Genomic DNA, 13813 nt, shown 5'->3' on the forward strand with positions numbered 1-13813 from the left:
TCCCCGGAACGAGCGGCGCCGTGCGAACACGAGAACCGAAGCACCAGCGCTCACGGTGCCCGACATTCACGCTCGCTTCTGCGGTCTGTGGTGTCGGGTCGCCGCGGTCGCTCGAGCCACGACCGACCCGCTGACGGCGGGCGGCCCCGGCGTCCTACCACCGGGGCCGCTGTTTTGGGCCGTCCTACCGCTAGGAGACAACGACCCATGAAGACCATCGCTGCACTTCAGGACCTCGTTACGGCCGAGTCGCTCAACATCGAGCCGTCGGCGGCTGAGCTGGACGCGATCGAGCTGGAGATGCCGCTCATCCGGGCGGAAGTCGCCCTGCTGGACGCGCAGATCTTGACCCTGGACCGGACCCCGACCGAGCTGGACGAGCGGCGTCTCCGCCGCGCCGGCCGCAAGGTGCTCGCCGCCCGGCGTGCCCTGACGAACCGCACCACGGGGCTCACCGGCGGTGCGGCATGAGTGATCGCCCCGTCCTTGATGAAGCGGTCACGGAACTGCTGGCCGCTGTCGTCGCCGCGCTCGATCTGCCCCTGCCAGCACTCGACGCGGACGACGAGCGCGCTCACCACCGTCTCCTCGAACTGCGGGCCCTGGACGTCCGTGTCGTGCTCGACGTCCTGACCCGCTCCCAGTACCCGGGGGCCGTCGCGGAAAGCGCGGCGGAGATCCGGCGCCGGACCACCACCGAGCCCGTCAACTACGCGCCGTTCGTGTTCCGTGAGGAGGGGTCGGCATGAAGGCCAAGACCGTTCTGCCCGCCGTCGCGATGACAGCCGTATCCATGGTCCTCACCCTGGCCGTAGTCGTGATGTGGCTCAGCCCGGCGATGCCGTGGCCCGTCGCTCTCATCGTCGGTCTCGGGATCGACGGCGGATGGCTGGCCACCCTCGCCTACGAACGCCGTCTCGCCGCGCAAGGCGACCACAGCCACCCGGTGACCGGCGTCGGCTGGGCCTTCGGCCTGGTCGCGACCGGCGTCCTGGTCACCCACGCACTCACCGCCGAAGCGAACACCGGCGCGTGGCTGGCCGTCGCCTGGCTGCCGGTCGCGGCCAAAGCCCTGTGGCTGGTCCACGGGCTGTGGGAGCGGACCGCGCTCACCCCGACCGCGCTCGGATCGATCCGGGGAATCCAGCAAGAGGCACGCGACGAAGCGGCGGTGGCCCGCGCCCGCCTGCGGGCAGAGGCCGCCACCGAAGAGACCCGGCTGACGGCCGTGACACAGGCCGGTGCCCGCGTCGCACGCGTCCAAGCCAAGACCGCCCGGACCCTCTCACAGGCCTGGTCGACGCTGGAGGCAGCGCGCAAGGGTGAGGGCACCGGCAGCGCGCTGACCAGCGTGACGACCCGCGTCACGCCCGGTGTCACACCCTGCTGGGAGCTACCCGTCTGGGGTCCGACCGAGCCGGTTACGGCGCTCACGCTGGAGGCGGCGCCCGCGCTCACTGATGAGGCGTTGGACGCTTTGGTCGACCAGATCCGGCACAGCGAAACCCCGGCCCTGTCCTACCGCGAGATGGCCGCCCGCTTCCGGGCCGCCGGCCATTCCGCCTCCGAGGTCCGCCTGCGGGCCGCATGGAAGCGCATGGTCGCCTGATGGCCACGCTGCCGGTGTTCCGGTGGCATCTCGCCCCGGACGGCTACGCCACCCGGCGCCAGCTGAGGGCGCGCGGCTTGCGTCCCGGTGGTCAGGACGTTGCCGCGCAGCTCGAACGGCCGCGCCGCCGCCGGGAACCTCTGGTCGCCTACCTCTACCGCGTCGACCGTGCGAAGCCGGTGCGTCCGATGACCCCGGCCCGGTGGGCGGCTCTGGCCAAGGCCAACGCCGCCCGCCGCATCTGCCCGGAGTGCCGCCACGATGCCGGATACGTCATCCCGCCCTCGCTCGGCATGTGCTCTACCTGCGCTTTCCCCGACAACGCCCCGGAGGGTTCGACATGGAACAGCTCCCCGCACACCCCCCGCTGACGGTCGTTCAGCTTCCCGACGGCAGCCACGTCTACGCCGACCCCACCGCCCTGCCCGCGCAGCAGCCCGCCGGACCGCAGGTGGTCCACATCCACCAGGCGCCGCCAGACCGCACGGTGCAGCGCGTCGCGCTCGGCTCCGGTGTCGGTGCCGGTGCCGTCGCGGCCGGCGTCTACTTCGGCCCGCTGCTCGTCGGCGTGCTGACGGCCATCGCCGCCAACCTGGCCATGCTGGCGTTCATCGCGCTCGTGCTCGGCTGGGCCGTGGTCACCGTGATCCGCTCCGCCACGGACGGCGGCAAGAGCACCAGCAAGCGCGGCCGGAAAGCCCGCTGAAACGCCCCGAAGTCTCAGGCGGCCCTTAGGGCGCCTGAGGCCCCTTCCGTGTGGGGTTTGACCCCCGGAAGACTGTTCGGCCGCCACAACCCCCGCAGCGACGCAGGGTGACGGAAGTTTCCGTCCTCGCGCGCACACGCGTAGGGATCCCCTCGGAAACCAGGAAACCGGAAACACGCTCACACCGCGTAACACGCGCGTGTGGTGACGGGCCGTCGCAGGGCCCGTCACCACCAACCCACCAACCCCTGAGAAGAGGACACCGTGAGTCAGTCTCAAGTCTGGCGTACACACCGCCAATACGCCGCCACTGCCGCCGGCTGGACCGCCGACAGGTGGCGCAAGGAATCCGAGCGCCGCACTGCTCTGCGCGCCGAACGCAAGCCGCTCGTTCGCGATGCCCGCCACGCGCTGGCCACCGCGCGCGCCATCGACCCCGAGGGCGTCACCTCTCTGCGCCACCGCGCCGAACGCGAACTGCGCACGGCCAAGCGGCGCGTCCCGGACCCGATGTGGCTGTTCGCCACCAAGACCGCCGCCGCCCTCGGTGTCGCCGGGTACGTGTGGCTTCCGCACGTCTCCGCCCGCGTGTGGGTGTGGTCCGCCGTCGCCGTGGTCGCCGCCGTCACCGCGTTCGCCGTGTGGGTCGCAGTGCACGAGCGCGACACGACCGGGCTCAAGCCCACCGCCGAGGAGTCGGCACTGCTGAAGCGATTGCAGCCTCAGCACTGGAGGGACCACGCCGAACAGCGTGGTCTCGCCGGGACGCTGACCGGTCGGCCCAAGCTGACCGAGGCAGGCATCGTGTGCGCGATCCGTCTCGACGGCACGTGGACCGCGACCAAGCTCCGCAGCGCCGAAGACCACATCCGCGCCCTGCTCGGGGCGCGCACTAGCCTGCGCATGCAGGTCAAGGCAGGCAAGCAGGGCGGATGGGCCGAACTCATCCTGCGCACCCGCAGCGCGGCCGACGGCGACGACCTGACGTGGACACCCGAACGTCGCTCCCTCGGCATCGACACCGTCACCGGCGAGGCCGTGACCGTGCCGCTCGGGGAACGGCTGCTCATCGCCGGCCGCTCCGGTGCCGGTAAGTCGGTGGCATCCCGTCCGCTGCTCTACGACGCGTCCGAGGGCGCGACGAACGCGCTCGTCATCATCGACCTCAAGCGCGTGGAAGGCCGCCTGTGGGACCACCGCGCCCGCGTCGCCTCCACCCCGCGCGAAGTCGTCGACGTGGTCGACGAGCTGGAAACCGAGATGCTGGAACGGCTTTCCGTCCTGCCCAAGGGACAGGACACCTGGACCCCGACGGCGGACCGGCCGCGCATCACGGTCGTGGTCGATGAGGGCGCGGAAGTCATGACCGCCGCCGACAAGGTGCCCTACGAGACCGAGACCAGCGACGGCAAGACCCGCACCGTCAACCGGTCCGCACTTCCCGCGCTGGAGTCCCTCGCCCGGATGGGGCGGGCGGCGTGCATCGACCTGTGGTGGATGACGCAGAAGCCCACCATCGGCGACGGCATCCCCAAGCAGATCGCCCCGCAGATCGGCGTCTCCATCTGCCTCGCCGTACGCACCCCGGCCGAAGCCCGCGTGGTCCTCGGTGAGGACGCGCAGGCCAAGGGATGGAACGCCGACGAACTGCCCGTGCCCGGTGTGGCACTGGTGCGCGACGGCAAGCGCAAGCCCGACCCCGTCAAGGTCCGCTACATGGACAAGAGCGTGGTCATCGCCCTGCCCGACCGCACCCCCTGGTCCCGCTCGTTCGCTCCCACGGTGGAAGCCGCGGGCGCCCCGACGCTCACCCTGGTCAAGGACGCCGCACCCGAGACGGCACCCGCCACCGACGGCGCCGCCGCCCGCGTGCTCAAGGCCATCGAGACCGCCGACGAACCGGTCCGGCAGAAGGACCTGGTCACGCTCACGGGCCTGTCCAAGGGCGCCGTGTCCAAGGCCGTCAAGACCCTCACCACCGGCGCCACCATCCTCCGCACCCCGGACGGCCACCTGACCGCCACGCGCGGCGACGAGTCCGCCGCCGCCTGACCGCACCTGAGAGGACCCAGATGAACCCCGAAACCTACTGCGACGACTGCGCCGACTACGGATGCCCCGGCCACGAAATGTGTGACGAGTGCTCCGACGACATCTGCAACGAGTGCGGCGGTTGCGACTGCCCCGACTCGCCCTGCCCCGGCTACGTCGCCCACCACACCGGCACCGACCACTAGCAACACCAAGGGCGGCCCCCACCTTCTCGCCAAAGAAACCGGGGCCGCCCCTGCCAACCAGTCCGCAACAGACCTGTTGGAGGCATCCAGCATGACCCATAACCCCTGCTCCGCGCTGCTCACCGCAGCGCTGGACATGGCCACCCGAGGATGGCCCGTCTTCCCGCTCCGCCCTGGCGACAAGCGCCCCGCCCTCCACGGTGAGGAACGCTGCCCCGGCGACGGGGACTGCTCCGGTGGTCACCGCAAGTGGGAGCAGCGCGCCACGACCGACCCCGACCGCATCCGGCGTGCCTGGGCCGCCGGCCCGTTCAACATCGGTATCGCTACCGGCCCGGCCGGGCTCATCGTGGTGGACCTCGACATGCCCAAGCAGACCAAGGGCAGTACGGACACGCCTTCCGGCGTGACGACCTTTGAAGCGCTCTGCGAGCGCGCCGGGCAGGCCGTCCCCACCACCTTCCGCACCCGGACCGCGAGCGGCGGACAGCACCTGTACTTCACCGCCCCCGACGGGGTCCGGCTCGCCAACAGCGCGGGCAGGCTCGGCAAGCTCATCGACACCCGTGCATGGGGCGGCTACGTCGTCGCCGCAGGCAGCACGACCGACGCCGGAACGTATGAAACCGTGAGCGGCTCCGTGGCTGCTCCGCTGCCCGAATGGCTGCACACCATCCTGAAACCCGCCCCCGCGCGCTCTACGGGGCCGCTGAGGCTTCCTGCGGTCAGCGGTAGCCGCGCGGCCCTGTCCGCGCTGGAAGCCGAGTGCGCCGTCGTGTCCATGGCGCCGGACAAGCAGCGCAACACCACGCTCAACCGTTGCGCCTTCAAGGTGGGACGCTTCGTCGCGTGGGGCGACATCCCCCGGCACGTGGTGGAAGAGGCCTTCCAAGGGGCGGGGGAGGGGCGGGGACTCACCGCTGCCGAGTGCCGCGCCACGATCCACAGTGCCCTGAACAGCTCCATCCGCAAGGCCCGACCCAGGGAGGCGGCATGAGCGCCCGCCCCTCCCCCTTGGAAGGCCAACCGCTCGTGAGCGGAGGCAAGGTCGCCGAACTCGCCTTGCCCGCACCGGCCGTGGGCGCGCTGAAGGTCGTCGCCGAAGGCGTCCGCACTGCTGTTGTCCCTGACCCGCAGCAGAGCGACGGACGATACGTCATCGGCGTACTGACCATCCGCGCACCCAAAGGCGCCATCCCCACCGCCACCTCGAAGTGCGCCTGCGGTCGTGACCGGAGCGCCGTCGGACACCGCAAAGTCCTCGCCCTGATCGAAGACCACACCGCCCACCGGGACGCATGCCCGCTCCACAACCCCGACGCAGGAAGGACCGCCGCATGACCGCCACCGCACCACAGACCACAACGCCCATCGACGGCGCGGCACTGCTCAACGAGGTCGAAGCCTTCCACCGCCGCTTCAACGTCTTCCCGCTCGAAGCCGCCTACGTCGCCGTGGCCCTGTGGGACGCACACGCCCACCTGCTCGACTGCTTCGACTCCACCCCCCGGCTTGCGTTCCTCTCGCCGGAACCAGCCAGCGGCAAGAGCAGGGCGCTGGAGATCGTGGAAACCCTTGCCCCGTACCCAATGGTCGCAGTCAATGCCTCCGCCTCCGCCCTCTTCCGGGCGGTCTCCGGGCTGGACGCGCGGCCCACGATCCTCTTCGACGAGATCGACACGATTTTTGGCCCCAAGGCCGGGGAGAACGAGCAGTTGCGCGGATTCCTGAACGCTGGGCACCGCCGCTCGGGCGTCATGTACCGGTGTGTCGGGGACGGCTCGAACCAGCAGGTTCAGGAATTCCCCAGCTTCTGCGCCGTGGCCGTCGCCGGTCTCGGCACCCTGCCCGACACGATCCTGACCCGGTCCGTCATCGTCCGCATGCGCCGCCGGGCCCCCAACGAGCAGGTGGAGCCGTTCCGGCAGCGCGTCCATGAGAGCGCCGGCCACGCCTTGCGGGACCGGCTCGCCGCATGGGCCGACAGCGTCCGGGAGAAGGTCGACGGGGCATTCCCCGAGATGCCCGAGGAGGTAACCGACCGGCCCGCAGACGTGTGGGAACCCCTGCTCGCCGTGGCCGACGCGGCGGGCGGGGACTGGCCACAGCGGGCACGGGCCGCGTGCATCGAGCTGGTCACCGCGTCCAAGGCAGACGACAAAGGGTCCACCGGCATCCGGCTGCTCAGCGATCTGCGGGACCAGGTGTTCAACGGCATCGAACGCCTGCCCACCATCGCGGTCCTCGATCGGCTGAACTCTCTCGACGAAGCGCCCTGGGCCGACATGGGCGGCAAGCCCCTCGACTCCCGGGCGCTGGCCAAGATGCTCCGCGAGTACATGACCGGGGACAACAAGCCCATCGCCGCTCGCAACATCAAGACCGGCGGCAGCGTCATGAAGGGCTACTACGCCAGCGACCTCTACGACGCCTGGCAGCGGTACTGCCCGCCCCCCGCTGAAAGTCCGCTACTTCCGCTACCTCCGCTACCGGCCAGCTCAGAGGCCCTTTCCAGGTAGCGGCAAGCCGCTACCTGTCCGCTACCCGCGCCGCATTGCCGCTACCGGCCCGAGCACCGTCATGCCGGGCCGGTAGCGGATCCGTCCGCTACCGCTACCCGTATCCGCTACCTCGATCATGCCCCTGACCAGGGCGGTAGCGGAGGTAGCGGAGGTAGCGGACCTGACAGGAAGGGGCAAGCCCCCTTTCCGTGCCGAGGAGGCAGCGACCCAATGCACACCGCACCGTCCGCAGCACCCCAGACCCTGACGGTCCCCGAAGTCATGCAGGCCCTGCGCCTCAGTCGCAGCAAGGTCTACGACCTCTTCAGGTCGAAGCAACTCGACAGCTTCACTGCCGGCCGCGCCCGCCGCGTGCCCGTCGATGCCCTGACCCGATACATCCGGCACCAAGTCGAGGAGGCCGCCTGATGGCCAAACGTCGCGCCAACGGCGAAGGAACGATCACGAAGCGCAAGGATGGCCGCTACCACGCAGCCGCTTACGTCTACCGCCCGGACGGCACGCGGACCCGGAAGTTCGTCTACGGCAAGACTCGCGAAGACGTGGGCAGCAAGCTCACGGAGCTGCAGGAGAAGACGCGGCAGGGCATCCCGGCCGCGTCTTCCACGATGGCCTTCGGGGACTACCTCACCTACTGGCTGGCCACTGTCGCACCGGAACGTCTCAAGCCCGCGACGCTGAACAGCTACGAAGGGCTGTCACGCCTCTACATTCGCCCCGCGCTCGGCAAGAAGAGGCTCAACCGATTGTCGCCCGCTGACGTGCGGCGGTTTCTCGCAGAGTTCAAGGCTTCCTGCCTGTGCTGCCTCCGTGGGGCGGACAAGGAAAGGCCGGAGGGGAAGCGCAACTGCTGCGCGGTCGGTCGCTGCTGCAAGCGCCGCCCATCAGCCCGCACGGTCCAGTACATCCACGCGGTTCTCCGGTCCGCACTACAGCAGGCGATGCGCGAGGAACTGATCGCGCGGAACGTCGCGCGGATCGTGGAGACACCCACCGTCGATACCAAGGAGGTACGTCCGTTGGACGTTGGGGAAGTTCGCCTGCTGCTCCGCACCGCGCAGTCTCACCGCCTGTCCGCCCTTTGGCTGCTGCTCGTTTCGACCGGCCTGAGGAGAGGCGAAGCCCTCGGGCTCACCTGGTCAGACATCGACCTCGTGGGCGGACAGCTTCGTGTCCGGCGGAACGTCCAGCGCATCCGGCGCGAGCTGATCTTCGGCACCCCCAAGACAACGCGATCTGTCCGCACGGTGGCACTCCCCAAGGGCTGTGTACGGGCGCTCACCGAGCACCGCGAGCAACAGGAGCGGGAGCGCAAAGTGGCCGGCCGGAAGTGGCAGCCGATCCCCGGGCACCCGGCGGGGCTGATCTTCACCACCGTGACGGGCCGTGTCACTGACCCCCGCAGCCTGAACCGGATGCTCACCATTCTGTGCCGGGACGCAAAGGTACGGCGGGTGCGCGTACACGACCTGCGGCACACCTGCGCATCGCTGCTGCTGGCACAGGGGGTCGACGCGCGCACGATCATGGAGACGCTCGGGCACAGCACCATCACCATGACGCTGGACACCTACGCGCATGTGATGGGCACGACGCTTCGGGCCGCTGCGGATCAGATGGACGACGCGCTGAACTTCGACGACTCCGAGAGCCGAACGGAGGACGAAACCGGATCGGGCACCGACGCCTGAGCGGCATTTCCGGACGCGTTGATGTCACCCGCTGATGTCAAAGGCCCCTCGGACGATGTCCAAGGGGCCTTTGACCTGTGTGCACTCGGCAGGATTCGAACCTGCAACCTTCTGATCCGTAGTCAGATGCTCTATCCGTTAAGCTACGAGTGCTTGGCGTGTGAGGCTTTGTGTGCCCCGTCGGCGTTGCGAGGACAACATTACATGACCTGCGGCGTCAGGTGAAATCCATTAGCCGCACCCATGCTGAGCTGCGAAAACGCCCGTCTGGAACGACTGAAGCCCCGTCCTTGAAGGACGGGGCTTCAGTCGTTCCAACTGGCGGAGGCGGAGGGATTTGAACCCTCGATGGGCCGTAAAACCCAAACCGCATTAGCAGTGCGGCGCCATAGACCGGACTAGGCGACGCCTCCAGCACACCGGCACAGACGCGCGAGCGCGAAGTGGTGCGTGCAGATGATGACACAGCCCAGCGGGCTGTCACCAATCGCCGCCCACGGTACTAGGCAGGTGGGTGGCAGGGCAAAGCCCTTCGTGTTGCGCAACGCCAGAGGCGTAGCAGCGTTAGGTACGGCAGGGGCGCCGCCCCGGGCCCGTATCAGCCGAGGAGATCTGTCCATGCTGCGCCGCATCGCTCTCACCGCCGCCGTCTCCCTTGCCGCACTGGTCGCCGTGCCCGGTGCCGCGTCCGCCGACGGGCCGCAGCCCGGCGCGCAGGCTCCCATCCGGCAGGCACCCGATCAGCTCACCGTCACCGTCGCGAATTCGGGCGTTCGGACCGCCGAGGGGACGTACCAGCTGCAGTGCGGGCCGGACGGGGCGACCGGGACGCACCGCTCCCCACAGGAGGCCTGCGACCGGCTGGCGGCGCTGGCCGCCGACGGGGAGCAGCCCTTCGCGCCGGTCCCGAAGGGGCTGATGTGCACCATGCAGTACGGCGGGCCGGCCACCGCCCACATCACGGGTACCTGGCAGGGGCAGCCCGTCGACGCGACCTTCCGGCGCACCAATGGATGCGAGATCTCCCGGTGGAACAATCTGGTGCCGGTGCTCCCGCACGCCGCGCTCTGAGCGGCTCCGGCGCGGCCCGTCCACACAACCTTGGTGAGAGCTCCCCCTCATCCGCCGCCACGGGTGTGAGCCCGCCTTTAGACTCCATGCAGTGACACCCCATGGCCCAAGGGGCAAAATGGGCCCGGTTGTCAGCAAGATGCAGTAGTTCAGGGAGGAAGCGTCATCGTGAGCAGCAGGCCATCCCGAGGCGCTGCTCGCCTCGCAGCCATACTTGACGCCCTCCCGGACGGGCTGTTGCTCGTCAATTGCAACGGCACGGTCGTCAATGCCAACACCATCGCCCTCGAAACCTTCGAAGCGCCGGGCACGGCGCTCGTCGGACGCGGGCTGCTCGATCTGCTGCCGGAGTTCGACTCCCGGCTGATCCCGGGCTCGATGCGAAGGCCGGAGGGTGCGGACGAGCAGGGCAGGACCAAACCGACCCGGATGCTCGCCCGGCGCACCGACCGGAGCGAGTTCCCGGTCGAGGTGACGAGCGCGAGTCTGGAGGACGGCCGGGAGGCGTACGACTCGCACGGCGGCGGTTACACGGGCGACGAGCTGCTGATGCTCGTCGTACGCGACCTGTCCGGGACCGTGGACACCGAGGCCGAACTGGCCCGGTCGCAGCGGCAGACCGAGATGATCCTGCGCGCGGCGTCCGAGGGGGTCGTGGGGACCGACACGGACGGGCGGGTGGTCCTCGTCAACCCCTCGGTCGCACAGATCCTCGGGTTCCGGGCGAGCGATCTGGGCGGCAAGGAGCTGCATCCGCTGGTGCAGCACTCGCGCGCCGACGGTGAGCCGTTCCCGTACGAGGAGAGTGCCCTCGCCGACACCCTCAGGTCCGGGCGCAAGCACCGGGTGCGCGGGCAGGTTCTGTGGGCGAAGGACGGCAGCGCGGTGCCGGTCGACCTGACCACCGCGCCGGTACGGGACGGGGAGCAGCTCGTCGGTGCGGTGCTGACGTTCGCGGACCGCCGCCCGTACGAGAAGCAGGCCAAGCAGCACGCGGACGAACTGCGGGCCAAGGACGAGCGCAACGCCGAGACCGAGGAACGCCACACCGCGGAGCTGCGCGCCCAGGAGGAGCGGCACGCGGCGGAACTGCGGGCGCGCCAGGAGCAGTACGACGCCGTCGCGGGGCGGCATGAGCAGCTGACCGCGGTGCTGGGCGACGCCCTGCGCGGCCCGCTCGAGGAACTCAGGGGCGAGCTCGGCACCCTGGCCGCCGATCCGGCGGGGCAGTTGTGGCCCGAGGCCAACCAGATCCTGCACCACCTGGCCGCCGGATACGCGCGGATGACCACTCTCGTCGACAGCGTCCTCGGCTTCCAGCGCCTCGACGCGGGCACCGAGGAACTGGCCAAGTCGAAGGTCATGCTGGATGCCGTCGTGGCGGCCGGGGTGGACGGTGCGGTCGAGCTGATCGGGCCCGGCCGCGCCCAGTTCGCGGTGCACGCGCCGCCCATGGAGGCCGAGGTGGACGGCGCGCGGCTGGCGACGGCGCTCTCTCATCTCATCGCCGATGTGGCGGGAGTGGACGCGACGGGCAAGGCCCGCGTGGTCCCGGGCGCCGCCTATGGGGACTCCACGATCGTGGTGGCCGCCGCGCAACGCGGTGACGTCGTACGGATCGAGGTACGCGGGCCGTTCAGCGGCGGAGACCCGGTGCACGAGCCGATCGTGCGCGGAATCGTACGGGTGCACGGCGGGGTACTGCAGACGCACGAGGTGCCGGGGACGACCGGGAGCGCGTACGTCCTCGAGGTGCCGCTCGGCGCGGGGGCGGGCATGCTCCCGCCGCCCGGCGAGACCGCACTCGCGTTGCCCGCCCAGCAGAGCGGCACGGCGGGGGGCACGGCGGGCGGCGGACGACGGCGCGGACGGCGCTCCTCCACCGACGCCTTCCTGGACGCCCCCGGCGGGGAAGAAACCGGCTCCGATGCGGAGACCGGCAACGCCGCCGAGCCGCCGACGGGGCGCCGTCGGGCGCGCCGCGAAGAGAACACCGCGTCGGTGGCCGGGCCTTCGGTGGCCGGGCCTTCGGTGAGTATCCCGGCGCAGGAGACCGGCGCCGGCGACGGCGGGGCCGGGCGACGGCATGGGCGTGCGGCTCCTTCCGAGGGAGCCGTGGTCACCGCGGCCGAGGGCGCGCAGAACACCGGCCAGGCGCCGCGCGGGGCCACCGTGCCGCCACAGGGCGTACCGGCGGATGAGCCGGCGCCCAGCGGGCGGCGCGCACGGCGCGCGGAGGGCATGCGCGAGATCGAGAACGCGCGGCCCGCGCCGGCGCACCAGGAGACACCCGAGCACCAGGCCCCCGCGCAGCAACCGCAGGCCCAGACGCCGCCTCCCGGGCGGCGTGCCCGGCGGGCTCTGGCGACCGCGTCTGCGGCCGCTTCCGCAGCCGCGGAGGCCGAACGTCCGCGCACCGCGTTCGCGCTCCCGCCGGCCGACGCCGACCGGGCACGGCCGGTCGCGGCGCCGATACCGCCGATGGCCGGTGCGCCCGACGATTCGCTGCCGGGTCACCACGACCCCGTACGGCCGGCCGACCACCCCGGGGCGGATCCGGGCGGCCGCCCGCCGCACCACCCGGGCGAGGGCGACGAACAGGCCCAGGACGGCACGCTGTTCTCGTCGCCTGAGGGGTGGCCCTCGGTCACCGGGCCGGCCGCCGATCCGTCGCCCGCCGCAGCCCCCGCGCCCGCGCGGCCCGCAGGGCAGCCGCTGCCGCTGCCGGCCGAGGAGTTGCCCGCGGAGGGGACGCAGGGACGGGCGATAAGTGTGCGCACCCTCGGCCAGGGTGTTCCCTTCGCGGAGCAGATCGCGGCGCAGCAGCACCCGCCGCAGGCGCTGGGTTCCGGTCGACGCCGCAGGCTTGCCGCGCCTCCGGAGGGTGAGCGTGCCGAGGCCGCGCGTCCGCACCCGCAGGGCGCGGCTCAGCCGCCCGCCGACACACCGGACGGCGCGGACGCGGAGAGCTCACCGGCTCCGCCCCAGAACCCGCAGGCCCAGCAGCCGACGCCGCCGGCCCAGCAGCGGCTCTCCCAGCGGACGGCGGGGCGCTCCTACGCCATAGGAGCGCCGGACGAGGGGGCGGCGGAGGGTCCCGAGCCGCTGGACGGCCCGGGCGGAGCGGTCGAGGTGGCGAACCGGCCGCAGCCACAGCCGGTCGACGACGAGCTGCCGCCTGAACCACTGGACAACCCGCGTCGGCTGCTGGTCTGGCCCGCGCCCGACGTCTCGACCCAGCAGGCGCTCAGCGACCGCGGTTACCGCCCGGTGATCGTGCACTCCCGCGAGGAGGTCGACGCGCAGATCGCGGCTTTCCCGGCGGCGCTCTTCGTGGACCCGCTGACCGGTCCGATCACCCGTACGGCGCTGCAGTCCCTGCGTCAGGCCGCGGTGGCCGCCGAGGTGCCCGTACTGGTGACGGCCGGTCTCGGCCAGGCCACCCGGGAGGCCGCCTACGGCGCCGATCCCGCGGTACTGCTCAAGGCTCTCGCCCCGCGGGACAGTGAGCAGCACCCGTCACGGGTACTGCTGATCGAGGAGCACGAGGAGATCGCTCAGGCGCTGACAGCGACTCTGGAGCGGCGCGGACTGCAGGTGGCGCGGGCGGCGACGGACGCGGAAGCGGCCACGCTGGCCGCTCAGCTGCGGCCGAACCTGGTGGTCATGGATCTGTTGCAGGTCCGGCGCAGGCGAGCCGGGATCGTCGACTGGCTGCGGGCGAACGGACAGTTGAACCGCACACCGCTGGTCGTCTACACGTCGGCGGGTATGAACCAGGCCGATCTGCCGCGGCTGGCCTCGGGCGAGACCGTGCTGTTCCTCGCGGAGCGGTCCACCAGCACCGAGGTGCAGGGGCGGATCGTGGATCTCCTCGCGAAGATCGGCACCAACTGAGCGGTCCTGGGTGAACGCACCGTCAGGGGTGGCCGCGCGGACCTCGCGCGACCACCCCTGACGGCTGACCGGATCGAACG

At 71.1% G+C, this 13813-nt stretch carries 14 protein-coding genes and 2 tRNA genes; 14 read left to right on the top strand and 2 right to left on the bottom strand.

Features of this window, described 5'->3' with window-relative positions; all coding sequences use genetic code 11:
• The first annotated feature begins 207 nt into the window (after positions 1-207).
• The 12 genes from AB0436_RS08780 to AB0436_RS08835 all read left to right on the top strand — a co-directional run bounded on the left by AB0436_RS08780 (position 208) and on the right by AB0436_RS08835 (position 8765).
• Positions 208-471 (top strand): DUF6284 family protein, encoded by a 264-nt coding sequence (locus tag AB0436_RS08780; RefSeq protein WP_366467020.1) that lies wholly within the window; start codon positions 208-210, stop codon positions 469-471.
• Positions 468-749 carry a hypothetical protein gene (locus AB0436_RS08785; protein ID WP_366467021.1) on the top strand — a complete coding sequence of 94 codons (282 nt, stop codon included), beginning with the start codon at positions 468-470 and terminating at the stop codon, positions 747-749. The genes AB0436_RS08780 and AB0436_RS08785 overlap by 4 nt, the downstream gene beginning before the upstream one ends.
• On the top strand, positions 746-1609 hold the full coding sequence (locus AB0436_RS08790) for a protein spdB (RefSeq protein ID WP_366467022.1): 864 nt from the start codon (positions 746-748) through the stop codon (positions 1607-1609). Before AB0436_RS08785 ends, AB0436_RS08790 begins: the two co-directional genes overlap by 4 nt.
• Positions 1609-1980 carry an RRQRL motif-containing zinc-binding protein gene (locus AB0436_RS08795; protein WP_366467023.1) on the top strand — a complete coding sequence of 124 codons (372 nt, stop codon included), beginning with the start codon at positions 1609-1611 and terminating at the stop codon, positions 1978-1980. Before AB0436_RS08790 ends, AB0436_RS08795 begins: the two co-directional genes overlap by 1 nt.
• Positions 1950-2315: a DUF6251 family protein gene (locus tag AB0436_RS08800; protein ID WP_366467024.1), complete on the top strand. Its 366-nt coding sequence runs from the start codon at positions 1950-1952 to the stop codon at positions 2313-2315. Before AB0436_RS08795 ends, AB0436_RS08800 begins: the two co-directional genes overlap by 31 nt.
• A gap of 264 nt (positions 2316-2579) precedes the next feature.
• Positions 2580-4367, top strand: coding sequence for a MarR family transcriptional regulator (locus AB0436_RS08805; RefSeq protein WP_366467025.1), 1788 nt, complete (start codon positions 2580-2582; stop codon positions 4365-4367).
• A 20-nt stretch (positions 4368-4387) separates the two neighbouring features.
• The gene (locus tag AB0436_RS08810) at positions 4388-4552 is read left to right on the top strand and encodes a hypothetical protein (protein ID WP_366467026.1); all 165 of its coding nucleotides are present in this window, start codon (positions 4388-4390) and stop codon (positions 4550-4552) included.
• A gap of 91 nt (positions 4553-4643) precedes the next feature.
• Positions 4644-5549 carry a bifunctional DNA primase/polymerase gene (locus AB0436_RS08815; RefSeq protein ID WP_366467027.1) on the top strand — a complete coding sequence of 302 codons (906 nt, stop codon included), beginning with the start codon at positions 4644-4646 and terminating at the stop codon, positions 5547-5549.
• The gene (locus tag AB0436_RS08820; protein ID WP_366467029.1) at positions 5546-5893 is read left to right on the top strand and encodes a hypothetical protein; all 348 of its coding nucleotides are present in this window, start codon (positions 5546-5548) and stop codon (positions 5891-5893) included. Before AB0436_RS08815 ends, AB0436_RS08820 begins: the two co-directional genes overlap by 4 nt.
• The gene (locus tag AB0436_RS08825) at positions 5890-7071 is read left to right on the top strand and encodes a DUF3631 domain-containing protein (RefSeq protein WP_366467030.1); all 1182 of its coding nucleotides are present in this window, start codon (positions 5890-5892) and stop codon (positions 7069-7071) included. Before AB0436_RS08820 ends, AB0436_RS08825 begins: the two co-directional genes overlap by 4 nt.
• Positions 7072-7284: 213 nt before the next feature.
• Positions 7285-7482, top strand: coding sequence for a helix-turn-helix domain-containing protein (locus AB0436_RS08830; protein WP_366467031.1), 198 nt, complete (start codon positions 7285-7287; stop codon positions 7480-7482).
• Positions 7482-8765, top strand: coding sequence for a site-specific integrase (locus tag AB0436_RS08835; RefSeq protein WP_366467033.1), 1284 nt, complete (start codon positions 7482-7484; stop codon positions 8763-8765). Before AB0436_RS08830 ends, AB0436_RS08835 begins: the two co-directional genes overlap by 1 nt.
• 80 nt (positions 8766-8845) lie before the next feature.
• On the opposite strand, the gene AB0436_RS08840 is transcribed toward AB0436_RS08835, so the two are convergent.
• Together AB0436_RS08840 and AB0436_RS08845 are read right to left on the bottom strand one after the other, a co-directional pair.
• Positions 8846-8918, bottom strand: a tRNA-Arg gene (locus AB0436_RS08840).
• A gap of 166 nt (positions 8919-9084) precedes the next feature.
• Positions 9085-9178, bottom strand: a tRNA-Ser gene (locus tag AB0436_RS08845).
• 205 nt (positions 9179-9383) lie between these two features.
• On the opposite strand from AB0436_RS08845, the gene AB0436_RS08850 reads away from it, so the two are divergent.
• Both AB0436_RS08850 and AB0436_RS08855 read left to right on the top strand, forming a co-directional pair.
• A complete protein-coding gene (locus tag AB0436_RS08850; protein ID WP_366467034.1) occupies positions 9384-9836 on the top strand; it encodes an SSI family serine proteinase inhibitor in 453 nt (150 codons plus the stop codon).
• Positions 9837-10004: 168 nt separating this feature from the next.
• Positions 10005-13733 carry a PAS domain-containing protein gene (locus tag AB0436_RS08855; RefSeq protein WP_366467035.1) on the top strand — a complete coding sequence of 1243 codons (3729 nt, stop codon included), beginning with the start codon at positions 10005-10007 and terminating at the stop codon, positions 13731-13733.
• Positions 13734-13813 lie beyond the last annotated feature (80 nt).

The sequence above is a fragment of the Streptomyces sp. NPDC051322 genome (genome assembly GCF_040689485.1).
Classification (GTDB): Bacteria; Actinomycetota; Actinomycetes; order Streptomycetales; family Streptomycetaceae; genus Streptomyces.

Coding starts and splice junctions, on each gene's coding strand:
- AB0436_RS08780 (WP_366467020.1), top strand. CDS start 208: ATGAAGACCATCGCTGCACTTCAGGACCTCGTTACGGCCGAGTCGCTC.
- AB0436_RS08785 (WP_366467021.1), top strand. CDS start 468: ATGAGTGATCGCCCCGTCCTTGATGAAGCGGTCACGGAACTGCTGGCC.
- AB0436_RS08790 (WP_366467022.1), top strand. CDS start 746: ATGAAGGCCAAGACCGTTCTGCCCGCCGTCGCGATGACAGCCGTATCC.
- AB0436_RS08795 (WP_366467023.1), top strand. CDS start 1,609: ATGGCCACGCTGCCGGTGTTCCGGTGGCATCTCGCCCCGGACGGCTAC.
- AB0436_RS08800 (WP_366467024.1), top strand. CDS start 1,950: ATGGAACAGCTCCCCGCACACCCCCCGCTGACGGTCGTTCAGCTTCCC.
- AB0436_RS08810 (WP_366467026.1), top strand. CDS start 4,388: ATGAACCCCGAAACCTACTGCGACGACTGCGCCGACTACGGATGCCCC.
- AB0436_RS08815 (WP_366467027.1), top strand. CDS start 4,644: ATGACCCATAACCCCTGCTCCGCGCTGCTCACCGCAGCGCTGGACATG.
- AB0436_RS08820 (WP_366467029.1), top strand. CDS start 5,546: ATGAGCGCCCGCCCCTCCCCCTTGGAAGGCCAACCGCTCGTGAGCGGA.
- AB0436_RS08825 (WP_366467030.1), top strand. CDS start 5,890: ATGACCGCCACCGCACCACAGACCACAACGCCCATCGACGGCGCGGCA.
- AB0436_RS08830 (WP_366467031.1), top strand. CDS start 7,285: ATGCACACCGCACCGTCCGCAGCACCCCAGACCCTGACGGTCCCCGAA.
- AB0436_RS08835 (WP_366467033.1), top strand. CDS start 7,482: ATGGCCAAACGTCGCGCCAACGGCGAAGGAACGATCACGAAGCGCAAG.
- AB0436_RS08850 (WP_366467034.1), top strand. CDS start 9,384: ATGCTGCGCCGCATCGCTCTCACCGCCGCCGTCTCCCTTGCCGCACTG.